The organism is Kribbella sp. NPDC004875 (genome assembly GCF_042873375.1).
Lineage (GTDB): Bacteria > Actinomycetota > Actinomycetes > Propionibacteriales > Kribbellaceae > Kribbella.
The window spans coordinates 169,738-184,534 of record NZ_JBIALI010000002.1 but is presented as its reverse complement, the minus strand read 5'-3'; the positions used below and the strand labels follow the sequence as shown (position 1 = coordinate 184,534).

The window sequence follows — 14,797 nt, the reverse complement described above, 5'->3', positions numbered from 1 at the left end:
CCGACTCCCCCGAAGGACACACCATGGAACCAGACGGTTCGGCCCCGAGGTCCACCGGAACGGGCAGGGCCTGGTACCGGCGTCCGCCGGCGCTCGGTGGCATCGCGCTGGTCGTCGCCGTCGCGCTGGTGTCGGTGGGGATCGCAGTGTTCCGCGACGAACCGGGCAGCGGGCAGTCCGCACCGCAGCCGGCCTCGTCCAACGACATCATGAACACCGTCGTCACTGCTCCGGCCACCCCACCGGCGAAGATCTGCGGGAACGCGAAGGCACTGTCCGGTCCGGCCACCGCTCCGGCCGGTGCGGTCGTGGTCGGCACGCACGCGAACCTCTACCAGCTCACCGCGTCGAACCCGCCCGGCACCACCTTCTGGCTGACGCCGGGGACGCACCGGCTCGGCAGCGGGGCGTTCTCCCAGGTGGTCCCGAAGGACGGCAACACCTACATCGGCGCGCCGGGCGCGATCCTGGACGGCGGCCGGGTGAACCGGTACGCCTTCACCGGCTACGCCACCAAGGTCACGGTGAAGAACCTGACCGTCCAGAACTTCGGCCCGCTCCGGTCGAACAACGACGAGGGCGTGGTGAACCACGACGCGGCCGGACGCTGGTCCGTGGTCGGCAACACCATCCAGAACAACGCCGGCGCCGGGGTGATGGTCGGTGACCATAACGTTGTCCGCAGCAACTGTCTGCGCAACAACGGCCAGTACGGCTTCAACGCCTACAACCCCGGCAAGGTGGCCTCGATCACGATCGAGGGCAACGAGATCTCCGGGAACAACACCGACGACTGGGAGCGGCTCAAGGAAGGCTGCGGCTGCACCGGCGGCGGCAAGTTCTGGGAGGTCACCGGCGCGGTGGTGCGCGGCAACTGGGTGCACGACAACCACAGCGTCGGTCTCTGGGCCGACACCAACAACACCGGGTTCGTGATCGAGGAGAACTACATCTCCGGCAACCTGGCCGAGGGTCTGCTGTACGAGACCAGCTACAACGCCGGCATCCGCGGGAACACCTTCGTGCGCAACGGTCTGGCAAAGGGACCGGCCAACCACGGCTTCCCGACGCCTGCGCTGTACATCTCCGAGTCCGGCAGCGACGCACGGGTCACCGGGGTCTTCAGCCAGACCTTCGAGATCAGCCGGAACGTCTTCACCGACAACTGGTCCGGCGTCATCCTCTGGGAGAACGCGGACCGGTTCGCCGGTTCCGCGGCCAACACCAGCACCGGGTCCGGGACGCTGGTCAACCCGTCGGTGGTGAACGCGAAGACGTGCAACCAGTCCACGATCAGCAAACAGCCGTACCTGAGCGACTGCCGGTGGAAGACCCAGAACGTGCGGGTGCACGACAACGTGTTCAACCTCGACCCGGACCGGATCGGCGCGTCCTGCGGGTTCAGTACCGGGTGCGGGTACAACGGCCTGTTCTCCAACTGGGGCACGTTCCCGAGCTGGTCGCCGTACCAGAAGGCCACGGTCCAGGACGCGATCACGTTCCACCAGGGCAACCGGTTCTTCAACAACACCTACGCCGGGCCGTGGAACTTCATCGTGCACGAGCAGGGCAACCGGGCGAACTGGGCGTCCTGGCAGGGAGCGCCGTACGGACAGGACCAGAACAGCGTGATCAAGCTCGCCGGGGAGCGCTGAGCGATGATCGGGCCTCCGGAGCGCGTCGTGGGTGAGCAGGTGGCGCTGGTCCGCTCCATCGGCTACGCGGCGTTCGGGCGGCACGAGCGGGATCTGGACGTGCTCGACGTGGTGTTCGACAGCCTCGTGGACGCGCCGGGAGTGGACGACGTACGCCGGCTGCGGTTCGCCGGACACGGAGTGACGCTGGACGTCGCCGTGCACGGGCGCGAGGACCTGACCGTCGAGCTGCGGATCTCCCCGTCCGGCCCGGTCGTGGTCGAGTCCCGTGGGGACGGCACCAATACCTCGGACGGCGCGCGACTGGTCAGCTTCCTGCTGCACTGGCCGGGCAGCACACATCGACCGGTCCGGACCGCGTGGATCGTGCTCTGAGTCCACTCAAAAACACACTCTGCTTCCACGCGGTCCCCGACCGGTCTGCTGCTTCAGGAGGCAAGCAGCAGTCTGAGTTTCTCCAGGCAGCGGCCGCGGATCGGGCCGATGCTGCCGATCGGGATCCCGATCGTCGCGGAGATCTCCGCGTACGGCGCCGGCGGGTCGGCCATCAGCATGCCGAGCAGCTGCTGCCACCGGTCCGGCAGGCTCTCCAGGGCCCGCCGGACGTCGTCCGCCCGCTCGCCGGCGAGCAGGTCGGCGTCCAGCTCGGGCTGGTCACCGGGCACCTCCTCGAACGCGGTCGCCTCATAGGTCAGCAGCACCCGCTTGCGGAACGCCAGCACCCGCAGGCACTCCCGGCGCGTGGTGACGACCAGCCAGGCGCCGACCCGCTCGGGGTCGACGCGGTTGATGTGTTCGAGCAACCGCAGCCAGACCATCTGCGAGACGTCAGCGGCGTCGCTGTCGCTCAACCGGAAGCTGCGGGTGACGGCCCAGACGAGCCGCGCATAGTGGTCGACGAGCCGGCTCCAGGCACCCTGGTCCCCGGCTCCCGCCTGGACCACCAGGGTCGCCGCTTCGGACCGGGCGACGTCAGACCTCTCCAGTACAACAGTCACGAATTCCCCCCTCGGGAATGCACAGCCATGACACCAGCACCGCTCAGTACGCGCCGTCGCTCCCCAGCACCGCGCGTGCGGTTTTCCACAGGATCAGAAGGTCCAGTGCGATCGACCAGTTGTCGGCGTACCGCAGGTCGAGCCGCATCGACTCCTCCCAGGTCAGGTCGCTGCGACCACTGACCTGCCACAGGCCGGTCAGGCCCGGCTTCACGAGCATCCGCCGCGCATCGTCGATCTGGTACTGCGCCACCTCGGCGGGCAGCGGCGGTCGCGGACCGACCAGTGACATGTCCCCCCGGAGCACGTTCACGAGTTGCGGAAGCTCGTCGATCGAGAACCGGCGCAGATACCGGCCGACCTTGGTCACCCGCGGGTCGTCGCGGATCTTGAACAGCACCCCGTTGCCGTCGCTCAGCGCGTGCAGCTCGGCCTTGCGGGCCTCGGCGTCGGCCACCATCGTGCGGAACTTCAGCATCTGGAACTGCTCGCCGCCGCGCCCCACCCGGGTCTGCTTGAACAACACCGGCCCGCGGCTGGTGAACTTCACCAGCACCGCCGTCACCAGCAGGATCGGCGCCACCGCGAACAGCAGCAGGCAGCCGACCACCCGGTCGAAGATGCTCTTCATCAGGTGCGGACCACCGCTGACCGACGGCCGCTCCAGGTGCAGCAGCGACAGGCCGGCGACCGGGCGGATCGAGATCCGCGGGCCGGCCACTTCGACGATGCCGGGCGAGACGATCAGCTCCACCCCGCGCTGCTCGAGTGCCCAGGACAGCTTGCGCAGCGAGTGCCCGGCCAGCTCCGGGTCGGCGGCCACCGCGACCACCTCGACGTCGTACTGGTCGACAGCTGCCAGGATGTCCATCTCGGCCCGGCCCAGCTGCTCCAGACCGGCCTCCTCCAGCGCGTCACCGCGCGGCAGGCAGCCGGCCACCACGACGTACCCGTCGGTGGGCCGTTCCTCCAGATGCCGCCGCAGCGTGGTCACCTGCTCGTTGCGTCCGACAACGAGCACCCTCCGCATACACCGCCCGGCAACACGTCGCCAGGAGATCTGCCGATGCAGCACCCAGCGCCCGAACATCGCCGCCACGCAGGTCATCGGCACAGCCAGCACGACGAACCCACGAGCGACCTCACTCTTGGTCGCGTACGACGTGATCGCCACCAGGGCGGTCAGCGCCACCGCGGCCCGGATGATCGACCGGAACTCCTCCGGCCCGGTCCCGAAGTACCGCGCCTCGTAGCCCCGTTGCAGGGCCACGCAGGCCAGCCAGGCGATCGGTAGCAGTGCGCCCAGTACGACGTACCCGAGGTTGATCTGGGCACCGAAGCGGGCCACCAGTGCCAGCGAGGCCCCGATCGCCCCCGCGCCCAGGTCGGACGCCAGCGACGCCCAGCGGTACTTCGCCACCCAGCGCGCCTCGGTGTACCGCGCCGAGCGCGGCACCACTGCCGGTACTTCGTCCGGTACCACCCAGACCGGCCGGCGGCGCTCCCCCGACGGCGCCGGCCGAAGGTCAGCCGGCTCGGCCATCCCCTCCGGCATGACAAATTCAGTCACGCAAAGTCACCCCCCACAGGTGAAACCGAAACCCGTGACCAACCCACACCCCGTCACGGACCTCGCCCGAACGCCGCCCCCACAACGACGTGATCCAGAGAGTACTACGGGGACCCGGCGGACAACAGCACTGATGACGAGTGTTTACGCGGCCGCCACCGGACGCAGGAAAAAGACCCCCGGGGCCCGTATTTCGCGGGTCCCGGGGGTCCGGATTCGACTACTCGAGGTGATCAGCCGCCGGGTCGGGGACGGACGATCGGAGTGGCCTGGGTGGTACGGCGGCCTGGGTGGTGCGGCGCTCAGCCCGCGATCAGGCCGTCGCCGCTGATCAGCTCGCGCATCTCCGCGAGCGAGCTGTCCGACGGGGGCAGGATGGCGTCGGAGTCGTGCAGCTCGTCGTCGGGCACCTTCTCACCGGACCGGACGAAGTCCAGCAGCGCGGCGAACGCGGCCTGGTACGCCGCCTCCTCGCCGGAGGACACCGCCTTCTCCAGGTCGCCGTCGACCGCGTTGAGCGCCTCCAGCTTCTCGTCGGCCAGTCGCCACTGACCTTCACCCATGATGCGAACGATCACCGAACATCTCCGTCCTGAGGTCGCACCGGCTCCGTCACCGGCTGCTGCACTGGCTGGGCGGGCTGCTGAGCGGGTTGCTGCGTGGACTGCTGGGCCTCACCGGAGAGCTCCTTCGGCGCGCCGCCGCCGGAGAGCTGGGCCTTCATCGCGGCCAGCTCGTTCTCCACGTCGGAGCCGGACGACATCCGGTCCAGCTCCAGGGTGATGTTGTCCTTGACCGTGCCGCTGGCGTCGTCGAGCGCGCCGGAGGCGAGCAGCTCGTCGATCGCGCCGGCCCGGGCCTGCATCTGCTGGGTCTTGTCCTCGGCGCGCTGGACCGCGAGGCCGACGTCGCTCATCTCCTCGGAGATGCCGGAGAAGGCCTCGTTGATCCGGGTCTGCGCCTCGGCCGCGGTGTAGGTGGCCTTGATGGTCTCCTTGCGGGTCCGGAAGGACTCGACCTTGGCCTGCAGCCGCTGGGAGGCGAGCGTCAGCTTCTCCTCCTCGCCCTGCAGCTGGGCGTGCTGCGTCTGCAGGTCGTCGATCTGGCCCTGCAGCCCGGACTTGCGGGTCAGGGCCTCGCGGGCCAGGTCCTCGCGGCCCATCGAGAGCGCCTTCTGCGCCTGCTCCTGCAGCTTGGCCGACTGGGACTGCAGCTGGGAGGCCTGCAGCTCCACCCGCTTGCGGCTGGTGGCCACGTCGGCCACACCCCGCCGCACCTTCTGCAGCAGCTCCAGCTGCTTCTGATACGAGTAGTCAAGGGTTTCGCGAGGATCCTCGGCCTTGTCCAGGGCGGAGTTCGCCTTGGCCTTGAAGATCGTCGACATCCGCTTGAAGATGCTCATCGATATCCGTACCCCTTCTGTGCCGGAGTGACGACCCGGCGTGCGTGCCATCCACCCTATGTCCCACCGGGTCACCACACCATCAGGACAGGCCCCGATAAAGTGGTGCCCAGGTCCGGGGACCACCCCGACTCGCGACCTGCCCTTGCGAATGAGGTTCTGACCCCGTGTTCCGTCGTACCAAGTCTGAGACAGCTACCACCGTACCCGCCGAGCCCCAGGGCAAGCCGGGCGGCAAGGGACGGCCGACGCCGAGCCGCAAGGAGGCGGAGGCGGCCCGCAAGGCGGCCTTCAAGAAGCCGGCCAACCGCCGGGAGGCCTCGGCCATCCGCCGGGAGAAGATGCGGACCGAGCGGGCCAAGATGCAGTCGGCGATGCAGACCGGTGACGACCGGTACCTGCCGGCCGCCGACAAGGGCCCGGTCAAGCGGTTCGCCCGGGACTACGTCGACGCCCGCTACTCGGTGATGGAGTTCGCGCTGCCGATCCTGCTGGTGGTGTCGCTGCTCGGCGTGGTGTTCTCGCCGCGGTTCCCGTGGCTGGCCGGGATCGTGAACCTGCTGTTCCTGGCGATGATCCTGCTGATCGCGGCGGACTGGTTCCTGCTGACGGCCGGACTGAAGAAGCAGGTCGCGATCAAGTACCCGAAGGAGTCCACCAAGGGAATCGGGTTCTACGCGGTCCGGCGGACCATGCAGATGCGCCGCTGGCGGCTGCCCAAGCCAATGGTGAAGCGCGGCGAACGGCCTCACTAGTAATGGCGTCCTGAGCCGCGCCGGGCGGGTCCGGCCAGTAGGGTCAGGGGTATGGACTTCCGCTATCTGGGCAACAGTGGTCTCAAGGTCAGCGAGATCTCGTACGGCAACTGGCTGACGCACGGCTCCCAGGTGGAGAACGAGCAGGCCAAGGCCTGCGTGCGGGCGGCCCTGGAGGCCGGCATCACGACGTTCGACACCGCCGACACCTACGCGAACACCAAGGCCGAGTCGGTGCTCGGCGAGGCGCTGGCCGGTGAGCGCCGCGAGTCGCTGGAGATCTTCACGAAGGTCTACTGGCCGACCGGTCCCGGCGGACCGAACGACACCGGCCTGTCCCGCAAGCACATCCACGAGTCGATCAACGCTTCCCTGAAGCGGCTGCAGACCGAGTACGTCGACCTGTACCAGGCGCACCGGTTCGACACCGAGACGCCGCTCGAGGAGACGATGGAGGCCTTCGCCGACGTCGTCCGGCAGGGCAAGGCGCTGTACATCGGCGTCTCGGAGTGGACCGCGGAGCAGCTGCAGGAGGGCCACCGGCTGGCCCGCGAGCTGCGTATCCCGTTCGTCTCGAACCAGCCGCAGTACTCGATGCTGTGGCGGGTCATCGAGGGCGAGGTCGTGCCGGCGTCCGAGGAGCTCGGCATCGGCCAGGTGGTCTTCTCGCCGATCGCGCAGGGCGTGCTCACCGGTAAGTACCTGCCCGGTCAGCAGCCGCCGGAGGGCTCCCGGGCCACCGACGCCAACGGCGCGAACATGATCAAACGGTTCCTGAACGACGACGTCCTGACCCGGGTGCAGGAGCTGAAGCCGCTCGCCGACGAGGCCGGCCTCTCGCTGTCCCAGCTGGCGATCGCCTGGGTACTGCAGAACCCGAACGTCTCCTCCGCCATCATCGGCGCCTCCCGGCCCGAGCAGGTGACGGAGAACGTGAAGGCCTCCGGCGTGAAGCTCGAGGAGGGTCTGCTGAAGCGGATCGACGAGGTGCTCGGCCACATCGTCGAGCGCGATCCGGCGAAGACCGCGCAGAACGCCCCGCAGAAGCGGCCGAACTCGTGAGCTGGAGCTGGCGGTTCGAGACCGCGACCGGCGCGCTGGTCGACCCGGGTGAGGTCGGCGGCGCGGACTTCTCGGCCCAGGGTGACGCGGAGAGCTGGCTGGGTGAGGTCTGGCGCGACCTGGCCGACCGCGGCGTCGGCCAGGTGTACCTGCTCGAGGACGGCCGTGAGGTCTACGGACCCATGAGCCTGTCGTCGGCAGAGTAGAGTTCGGTCGAACCACACGCCTGCGTCACAGGGAAGCCGGTCCGAGTCCGGCGCTGACCCGCAACCGTAGGCCACCCCGACCCGCACGGGCCGGGGCGGCGAGCCGGAACACTGTGACGCAGGCAGTCAGGCTCAACTACCCGCCGTGGCCCGCGGGTGGAGCCCCACCCTGCCGGTGCAGGCGGGTCCTCCTCCACCGGGCTGCGGCCCGACCGAGGACTCATCATGACTGCAGCTCTGCCGGCGCACCGCCGGACCGTACGACTGGTCCTCAGCCTGCTGGCGGGTTTCCTGCTGGCGGGGACCGTCGCGACCACCGCCGGCGCTGCCACCGCCGAGGACGGCTACCGCTTCTGGGGTTACTACCAGTGGACCAACGGCCAGTGGGCGTTCGCCCAGAAGGGCGCCGACGCCTACGTCCCCGCGGACGGCGGTGTCGAGGGCTGGCGGTTCGCCGTCGGCGGCGCCAAGCCGCGGGTACCGCGGGCCGCGGGCGACTTCGACGCGATCTGCGGCAAGACTCCGGCCGAGACCGGCAAGAAGCGGGTCGCGGTGGTCGTCGACCCCGGAACGCCGGAGGACGCGGTCTCGGGTGACACGCCGTCCCCGGCAACCGGCACCTGTGTGGTGACGGACCCGAAGGCGAACGGCGCTAAGGTCCTCGCCGCGGTCGCACCGGTCCGGATCGAGAAGGGCCTGACCTGCGGAGTCGGTGGCTACCCGTCGAAGGGCTGCGGCGACCAGGTGAAGAACATCAAGGTGCCGGCCACCGACACCCCGGTGACGCTGCAGATCGGTGCGGCAGTGGGCTCGACCGTGGCCCCGGCCCCGGCCGCCGGCACCAAGGACAACGGCAGTGGGACCGCCGGGATCATCATCGCGGCGATCTTCGTCGTACTTCTCCTTGGTGGCGGGTTCCTGCTCAACCGCCGTCGTACCGCGGCGAAGTAGCGCAGTAATGCGTGCCGTTCACAGCCTCACGCTCCCCCGGGCCCTGCACCCGGGGGCCTGGTGGTTGTGGGCGCTGTGCATGGCCGTAGCGGCCAGCAGGACCAGGAACCCGGTCCTGCTGGCTCTCATCCTGGCTGTCACCGGATTCGTCGTGTCGGCGCGCCGCAGCGACGCTCCGTGGGCACACAGCTTCACCGCGTTCCTGAAGCTCGGTCTGCTCGTGATCGCCATTCGGGTAGTACTGCAGGCGCTGTTGTCGACGCGCTCACAGGGCAACACGATCCTGTTCACGCTGCCGCAGATCCCGTTGCCCGCGTGGGCCGCCGGGGTGAAGCTGGGCGGCGAGGTGTCCGCCGAGGCACTCCTGACCGCCCTGTACGACGGTGCGCAGCTCGCTGTCATGCTCTGCTGCGTCGGCGCCGCCAACGCACTCGCCAGCCCACGGCGGCTACTGAAGTCGTTGCCCGGGGCCCTCTACGAGATGGGCGTCGCCTGCGTGGTCGCACTGACGTTCGCACCGCAATTGGTGACAGACGGCCGCCGCGTCCGCGCCGCCCGCCGTCTCCGCGGCCGCACCCGCGCCTCCTTCCGCACCACCGCGATGCCAGTACTGGAAGGCGCACTGGACCGCTCCGTAGAACTGGCCGCCGCGATGGACTCCCGAGGCTACGGCCGTACGGCGCATGCTCCGCGAGCGCAGCGTCGACTCACAGCGCTCTGCGTGCTCCTAGGACTGCTGGGCATCCTGCTCGGTGTTTACGCCTTGCTGACCGACTCCATGGCCTTCCCGCTCGCAGGCGGCGCGTTGACTGTCGGCGTGCTGCTGGCAATAGGTGCCATGGCGATCGGACGCCAGCGGGTGGCGCGGACGCGGTACCGGCCCGATCCGTGGGCGCTGCCCGAGTGGCTTGTCGTGGCGGCCGGTGCGGTGGCTGCGGGTGTGATGGTCGCCGCTGCGGTTCGCGGTGTGCACGGTCTGCTCCTTCCCGGGCCGTTGGTGGTCCCACCGGTGCCAGTGCTACCGGTTGTCGGCGTACTGATCGGACTGGTGCCCGCACTGGCCGCACCGCCCTTGAAGAAGGCGGTCGCATGATCGAGTTCGACCGAGTGACGGTGACGTACGACGGCGCTCGTGCGCCGGCGCTGCGGGATGTGAACCTCACCGTGCCGGAAGGTGAGCTGGCGCTGGTGATCGGGCGCACAGGATCCGGCAAGTCCACGTTGCTCCGGGCAATCAACGGACTGGTGCCGCACTTCACCGGCGGCACTCTGACCGGCCGGGTGCTGGTCGACGGAAGGGACACCCGGGAGCACCGCCCGCGGGACCTCGCCGACGTGGTCGGGATGGTCGGGCAGGACCCGATGGCCGGCTTCGTCACCGACACGGTCGAGGACGAACTGGCGTACAGCATGGAATCGCTCGGTGTGGCTCCGGATGTGATGCGGCGGCGGGTCGAGGAGACGCTGGACCTGTTGGGCCTGGCCGACGTGCGGGACCGCGCGCTGAGCTCGCTGTCGGGCGGACAGCGGCAACGGACCGCTATCGGGGCAGCGTTGACCTCTCACCCCGCAGTGCTCGTGCTGGACGAGCCGACGTCGGCGCTGGACCCACAGGCGGCCGAGGAGGTGCTGGCCGCGCTGCAGCGCCTGGTGCACGATCTGGGCGTCACGGTAGTCATGGCGGAGCACCGGCTCGAGCGAGTGGTCCAGTACGCCGACCGCGTGATCGAAGTACCGGGTCATGGTGGCGCGGTGTCGACCGGTCTGCCGGCCGACCGAATGGTCACCGCCCCGGTCGCGCCTCCCGTAGTGGAGTTGGGCCGCCTGGCCGGCTGGTCACCTCTCCCCCTTTCAGTTCGCGATGCCCGGCGAGCTGCGGTGAGCATGCGCGGTCAGCTGGACTCGACTGCGCCTGCACGGTCCAGATCGGACCTGGGTGCGGAGCTAGCGCGGTGCACCGACCTGGTCGTCGGCTACGGCGACGTGACGGCCCTGCGTGGAGTTTCCCTAACCGTCAACGCCGGTGAGGTCGTCGCGCTGATGGGCCGCAACGGTGCAGGCAAGTCGACGCTGCTCAACGCACTGGTGGGGATCGTGCCGGTCCGGTCCGGTACGGCGACTGCGGCCGGCGTGGACCCACGACGTACCAAACCGGATCGGTTGGTGAAGGCGGTCGGACTGGTGCCGCAGGAGCCGGCTGACCTCCTCTACTCCGCCACGGTGGCCGACGAGTGCGCCAACGCGGACGCCGACTTCAGAGTGCCTGCGGGACGTTGCCGAGGGTTGCTCGAGCGGCTGGCGCCGGATGTCTCACTGGAGTTGCACCCGCGGGATCTGTCCGAGGGACAGCGGCTGTGTCTGGCGTTGGCCGTCGTACTGTGCGGTGCTCCGCCGTTGCTGTTGCTGGACGAGCCGACGCGCGGGCTGGACTACGGCGCCAAGCGACGACTGGTGTCGATCCTGCGTGAGCTCGCGGCGGCCGGTCATGCGGTCGTGTTGTCGACGCATGACGTGGAGATGGTGGCCGAGGTCGCCACACGGGTGATGGTGCTCGCGGAAGGCGAGCTGGTGAGCGACGGCGAGACGGCCGAGGTGATCGCCGGCTCGCCCGCCTTCGCCCCGCAGGTCGCGAAGATCCTGGCCCCGTTGCCGTTCCTGACAGTCGGCGAAGTCGCCGAAGCCCTGGGGCGCGCATCGTGAACCTCATCCGCCTGAAGCCACGCAGCACGCTCGCCCTGCTGGTCGCGTCGCTCGTCGGGGTTCTCGCCTTCGCCTGGCCGTTGTTCTTCCGTCCGGCGCAGGAGGGCGCGTCCGCGATCGGCCACACGACGGACGCACCGTGGCTGTTCGTACTACTGCTCCCGTTGCTGGTGGCCGTCGTCCTCGCGGAGCTGTCCGAGTCAGGGATCGACGCAAAAGTGATATCCCTCGTCGGCATGCTCGCCGCGGTCGGCGCCGCATTGCGTGCCCTCGGCCCCGGTACGGCGGGCCTCGAGCCCGGCTTCTTCCTCTTGGTGCTCGCGGGTCGCGCTTTCGGCGCCGGTTTCGGTTTCGTCCTCGGGGCAGTGTCGTTGCTCGGCGGTGCTTTGATCAGCGGCGGAGTCGGGCCGTGGATGCCGTTCCAGATGTTCGCGTGCGCATGGGTGGGGTGCCTGGCCGGGCTGTTGCCACGGGCCGGCGGGCGCCTGGAGCTGGCCCTGCTCGCGGCGTACTCGCTGGTGTCGGGCGTGCTGTACGGCGTGATCATGAACCTCTGGTTCTGGCCGTACGCGACGTTCGGCGGCAACTTCTCGTTCGTCCCGGGTGACGACCTGACGGAGAACCTGCACCGGTACTTGCTGTTCGTGGTGGCGACGTCGCTCGGCTGGGACATCCCGCGCGGGATCCTGTCCGCGGTACTGGTACTGACGCTCGGGCGGCCGATCCTGAACGCGTTCCGGCGTACTGCCCGGAAGGCGGCCTTCGAGGCGCCGGTGGTCTTCACGACCAGGAGAGCTGATGACTGATCAACGCACGCTGGTTCTCGGTGGGGCGCGCTCCGGCAAGTCGATCGCCGCCGAGCGCCTGCTGTCCGCCGTACCCGATGTGGTGTACGTCGCGACCGGCGGCAACGACTCCGGCAACACCGAATGGGCGGCCCGCGTTGCCGCGCACCAGTCCCGCCGGCCTGGCTCGTGGGGACTCGCCGAGACGATCGATCTGGTCCCGCTGCTCGAGTCCGACGGCCCTCCCCTGCTGATCGACTGCCTGACGCTCTGGCTCTCGCGGACCATGGACGCGGTCGACGTCTGGTCCGACCTGTCCCGCGCCGGCCTCGTCGAGGAGCGCATCGCCGGACTTGCCGACGCCTGGTCGGCCACGCCCCGCCGCGTGGTTGCCGTCAGCAATGATGTCGGTTCCGGCATCGTCCCCGCCGACCCCGGCACCCGGCTGTTCCGCGACCTGATGGGCCGGTTGAACACCACCATCTCGCTCGCGTCCGACCAAGTTCTCTGGACGGTGGCCGGCCGAACGCTCCCACTGACATGACACTCGACGCGCTCCGATTGGCCTTCGGCACCCTGACGGTGCTCCCCGCCGGTATGCCGTCCCGGGTCGACCGCGAGGTCGGTGGACGGGCGATGACACTCGGCCCGCTCGTCGGCTTGGTGATCGGCGCGATCGCCGCCGGCGTGGTCGCCCTCGCGCACCTCATCCGGCCCGACGCCGATCTGCTGGCCGCCGTGCTCGGGGTGCTGGTCGTCGCCGGGGTGTCGGGCGGGCTCCACCTCGACGGGCTGGCCGACTTCGCGGACGCCCTCGGGAGCCGCCGGGATCGCGAGACGATGCTCCGGATCATGAAGCAGAGCGACATCGGGCCGTTCGGTGTGGTCGCGATCGTCGGCGTACTGCTGCTCGACGTCGCCGCGCTGACCGCGTGTCTCCAGGCCGGTTTCGGCTGGCAAGCAGTCCTGATCGCCACCACCGCGAGCCGTCTGACCCTCCCCTGGTCCTGCCGCACGTCGGTCCCCGCCGCCCGGCCCGACGGTCTCGGAACCATCGTCGCCGGCACCGTCGGCCCCGGTACGGCGACTCTCGCGACGGTCGTCGTACTGGGTGCCGCACTCGTCCTGACCTGGCCCGAGCCGGCCCGTATCGCGGGCGCCGCGGCGGCTGTCCTGTTGGCCGTCGTCACGAGCGTCCTCAGCACCCGTCGGGCCCGATCGGCGCTGGGTGGCAGCACCGGCGACGTCCTCGGCGCGACCGTCGAGCTGGCCCTTCCGGTAGCGCTGCTGACACTCGCCCTGAGCATGTGAGCGCTCACCTCCAGCACCGTCCGAGGCGAGTGGTCTACTGTCGCCGTTGAACGTTCCAGTGGGGTACTGACGGCGAGGTTGCGGATGATGTTCGTGGTTCACCAGCGGTGGGCGGCCGCGTACGCCGCGCGATCCGTTATCTTTATGTAATGAACGCAACCCGCCCGGCGCCGGGCTCGCAGGCTTCGCTGCGCGAAGCCAACCGTGCGCGCGTTCTCGGCGTGGTCCGCGAGCACGGCCCACTGACCCAGGTCGAGATCGCCGCCGCGTCCGGTCTCTCCGCCGCCACCGTGTCGAACATGGTCCGGGAGCTCGACCAGGCCGGCATGGTGGGCCTGTCCCGAAGCATCCGCAACGGCCGCCGCGCCGTCCTGGTCTCGCTGGCCTCGGGCGGCGGACTGCTGGCCGGCATCACCTTCGGCGAGCGCGACGTCCGGGTCGCGATCGCAAGAGAGTCCGGCGAGATCCTCACCCGGCAGCTGATGCCGCTGCAGGCCGACCATGTCGCCGACGACGGCATGGAACGCGCCGCGCGCCTGCTCGCCGACCTGGCCGAGACCGTCAGCTCCGGCGTCGAGGACGTCTCCGGGATCGGGTTCGGGCTGCCGATGCCGGTCGACTCGATCAGTGGCGAGGCCGGCTCCGACGCGGTACTCCCGGGCTGGCGCGGCGTCAACGTCGCCGAGGCGATGTCCGGCTACCTGCGCGCCCCGGTCGCGCTCGACAACACCGCGAACCTCGCCGCCCTGGGCGAACTGCGGGCCGGCGCGCTCCGCGGCGTACGCAACGGCTGCTACCTGAAGTTCTCGTACAGCGTCGGCGCCGGCCTGGTGATCGATGGCGAGGTGTTCCGCGGTTCGGCCGGTACGGCGGGCGAGATCGGGCACGTCACGATCGACGAGAACGGCCCGATCTGCCGGTGCGGGAACCGCGGCTGCCTGGACACGTTCGTCGGTTCGCGGGCGCTGATCAACAGCCTCGCCGCGTCCCACGGACCGCTGCGGCTGAAGGACATCGTGACCCGCGCGCAGGGCGGCGACCTCGGTTGCCGCCGGGTGATCGAGGACGCGGGCCGCCGCGTCGGCGTCGCGGTCGCGGGCGTGGTGAACCTGCTCAACCCCGAGGTCGTGGTGGTCGGCGGCCTGATGGCCGAAGCCGGTGACCTCATCCTCGCGCCGCTGCGCGAGGCGCTCGACCGGTGCGCGATCCCGAGCGCCGCGGCGACCGTCGAACTGCGGTCCGCCGAGCTCGGCGACGAGGCCGACATCGTGGGTGCGATCCAGCGTGCGTCGATGGTGAGTCACACCAATATCTCTATTTCTTGAATTCAAGTCTTGACGCCAAGACGCCGGCGGGTTTGACTTCGGGACAGGCCAATCGGGGCCGTCTCGTCAAGGAGCCG

At 69.6% G+C, this 14,797-nt stretch carries 16 protein-coding genes and 1 riboswitch; of the genes, 12 read left to right on the top strand and 4 right to left on the bottom strand.

Annotated elements, in window-relative coordinates; all coding sequences use genetic code 11:
- The first annotated feature begins 23 nt into the window (after positions 1–23).
- Both ACFYRH_RS12025 and ACFYRH_RS12020 read left to right on the top strand, forming a co-directional pair.
- The gene (locus ACFYRH_RS12025; RefSeq protein ID WP_387772265.1) at positions 24–1,655 is read left to right on the top strand and encodes a right-handed parallel beta-helix repeat-containing protein; all 1,632 of its coding nucleotides are present in this window, start codon (positions 24–26) and stop codon (positions 1,653–1,655) included.
- 3 nt (positions 1,656–1,658) lie between these two features.
- The gene (locus tag ACFYRH_RS12020; RefSeq protein WP_387772262.1) at positions 1,659–2,030 is read left to right on the top strand and encodes a hypothetical protein; all 372 of its coding nucleotides are present in this window, start codon (positions 1,659–1,661) and stop codon (positions 2,028–2,030) included.
- A 53-nt stretch (positions 2,031–2,083) separates the two neighbouring features.
- Here ACFYRH_RS12020 and ACFYRH_RS12015 read toward each other — a convergent pair whose 3' ends face one another.
- The 4 genes from ACFYRH_RS12015 to ACFYRH_RS12000 all read right to left on the bottom strand — a co-directional run bounded on the left by ACFYRH_RS12015 (position 2,084) and on the right by ACFYRH_RS12000 (position 5,625).
- Positions 2,084–2,653: an RNA polymerase sigma factor gene (locus tag ACFYRH_RS12015; RefSeq protein WP_387772259.1), complete on the bottom strand. Its 570-nt coding sequence runs from the start codon at positions 2,651–2,653 to the stop codon at positions 2,084–2,086.
- Positions 2,654–2,696: 43 nt separating this feature from the next.
- The gene (locus tag ACFYRH_RS12010; protein ID WP_387772256.1) at positions 2,697–4,223 is read right to left on the bottom strand and encodes a sugar transferase; all 1,527 of its coding nucleotides are present in this window, start codon (positions 4,221–4,223) and stop codon (positions 2,697–2,699) included.
- Between the two features lie 302 nt (positions 4,224–4,525).
- Positions 4,526–4,801, bottom strand: coding sequence for a hypothetical protein (locus ACFYRH_RS12005; RefSeq protein WP_387772253.1), 276 nt, complete (start codon positions 4,799–4,801; stop codon positions 4,526–4,528).
- Complete coding sequence (locus tag ACFYRH_RS12000; protein ID WP_387772250.1) at positions 4,798–5,625, bottom strand: PspA/IM30 family protein; 828 nt, start codon at positions 5,623–5,625, stop codon at positions 4,798–4,800. The genes ACFYRH_RS12005 and ACFYRH_RS12000 overlap by 4 nt, the downstream gene beginning before the upstream one ends.
- Before the next feature lie 167 nt (positions 5,626–5,792).
- Between ACFYRH_RS12000 and ACFYRH_RS11995 the strand changes: the two genes are divergently transcribed.
- The 10 genes from ACFYRH_RS11995 (at position 5,793) to ACFYRH_RS11950 (ending at position 14,720) form a co-directional block, all read left to right on the top strand.
- Entirely contained in the window at positions 5,793–6,380 is a 588-nt protein-coding gene (locus tag ACFYRH_RS11995) for a DUF3043 domain-containing protein (RefSeq protein ID WP_387772247.1), read from the top strand.
- Between the two features lie 51 nt (positions 6,381–6,431).
- The gene (locus tag ACFYRH_RS11990) at positions 6,432–7,442 is read left to right on the top strand and encodes an aldo/keto reductase family protein (RefSeq protein WP_387772244.1); all 1,011 of its coding nucleotides are present in this window, start codon (positions 6,432–6,434) and stop codon (positions 7,440–7,442) included.
- Positions 7,439–7,648, top strand: coding sequence for a hypothetical protein (locus ACFYRH_RS11985; RefSeq protein ID WP_133999242.1), 210 nt, complete (start codon positions 7,439–7,441; stop codon positions 7,646–7,648). Before ACFYRH_RS11990 ends, ACFYRH_RS11985 begins: the two co-directional genes overlap by 4 nt.
- Before the next feature lie 31 nt (positions 7,649–7,679).
- Positions 7,680–7,760, top strand: a riboswitch (cobalamin riboswitch).
- 113 nt (positions 7,761–7,873) lie between these two features.
- The gene (locus tag ACFYRH_RS11980) at positions 7,874–8,599 is read left to right on the top strand and encodes an SCO2322 family protein (RefSeq protein WP_387772241.1); all 726 of its coding nucleotides are present in this window, start codon (positions 7,874–7,876) and stop codon (positions 8,597–8,599) included.
- A 7-nt stretch (positions 8,600–8,606) separates the two neighbouring features.
- The gene (locus tag ACFYRH_RS11975) at positions 8,607–9,692 is read left to right on the top strand and encodes an energy-coupling factor transporter transmembrane component T (protein ID WP_387772239.1); all 1,086 of its coding nucleotides are present in this window, start codon (positions 8,607–8,609) and stop codon (positions 9,690–9,692) included.
- On the top strand, positions 9,689–11,299 hold the full coding sequence (locus ACFYRH_RS11970; protein WP_387772236.1) for an ABC transporter ATP-binding protein: 1,611 nt from the start codon (positions 9,689–9,691) through the stop codon (positions 11,297–11,299). Before ACFYRH_RS11975 ends, ACFYRH_RS11970 begins: the two co-directional genes overlap by 4 nt.
- Positions 11,296–12,105, top strand: coding sequence for an ECF transporter S component (locus ACFYRH_RS11965; RefSeq protein ID WP_387772233.1), 810 nt, complete (start codon positions 11,296–11,298; stop codon positions 12,103–12,105). The genes ACFYRH_RS11970 and ACFYRH_RS11965 overlap by 4 nt, the downstream gene beginning before the upstream one ends.
- Positions 12,098–12,628, top strand: coding sequence for a bifunctional adenosylcobinamide kinase/adenosylcobinamide-phosphate guanylyltransferase (locus ACFYRH_RS11960; RefSeq protein WP_387772230.1), 531 nt, complete (start codon positions 12,098–12,100; stop codon positions 12,626–12,628). Before ACFYRH_RS11965 ends, ACFYRH_RS11960 begins: the two co-directional genes overlap by 8 nt.
- Positions 12,625–13,395 (top strand): adenosylcobinamide-GDP ribazoletransferase, encoded by a 771-nt coding sequence (gene cobS / locus ACFYRH_RS11955; RefSeq protein WP_387772227.1) that lies wholly within the window; start codon positions 12,625–12,627, stop codon positions 13,393–13,395. The genes ACFYRH_RS11960 and cobS overlap by 4 nt, the downstream gene beginning before the upstream one ends.
- A 149-nt stretch (positions 13,396–13,544) precedes the next feature.
- A complete protein-coding gene (locus ACFYRH_RS11950) occupies positions 13,545–14,720 on the top strand; it encodes an ROK family protein (protein WP_387772224.1) in 1,176 nt (391 codons plus the stop codon).
- Positions 14,721–14,797 lie beyond the last annotated feature (77 nt).

Bases quoted from the DNA above. Each gene is read 5' to 3' on its own strand.
- ACFYRH_RS12025 (WP_387772265.1), top strand. From the start codon at position 24: ATGGAACCAGACGGTTCGGCCCCGAGGTCCACCGGAACGGGCAGGGCC.
- ACFYRH_RS11980 (WP_387772241.1), top strand. From the start codon at position 7,874: ATGACTGCAGCTCTGCCGGCGCACCGCCGGACCGTACGACTGGTCCTC.
- ACFYRH_RS11975 (WP_387772239.1), top strand. From the start codon at position 8,607: ATGCGTGCCGTTCACAGCCTCACGCTCCCCCGGGCCCTGCACCCGGGG.
- ACFYRH_RS11990 (WP_387772244.1), top strand. From the start codon at position 6,432: ATGGACTTCCGCTATCTGGGCAACAGTGGTCTCAAGGTCAGCGAGATC.
- ACFYRH_RS11960 (WP_387772230.1), top strand. From the start codon at position 12,098: ATGACTGATCAACGCACGCTGGTTCTCGGTGGGGCGCGCTCCGGCAAG.
- ACFYRH_RS11970 (WP_387772236.1), top strand. From the start codon at position 9,689: ATGATCGAGTTCGACCGAGTGACGGTGACGTACGACGGCGCTCGTGCG.
- ACFYRH_RS12000 (WP_387772250.1), bottom strand. From the start codon at position 5,625: ATGAGCATCTTCAAGCGGATGTCGACGATCTTCAAGGCCAAGGCGAAC.
- ACFYRH_RS12020 (WP_387772262.1), top strand. From the start codon at position 1,659: ATGATCGGGCCTCCGGAGCGCGTCGTGGGTGAGCAGGTGGCGCTGGTC.
- ACFYRH_RS11950 (WP_387772224.1), top strand. From the start codon at position 13,545: ATGAACGCAACCCGCCCGGCGCCGGGCTCGCAGGCTTCGCTGCGCGAA.
- cobS (WP_387772227.1), top strand. From the start codon at position 12,625: ATGACACTCGACGCGCTCCGATTGGCCTTCGGCACCCTGACGGTGCTC.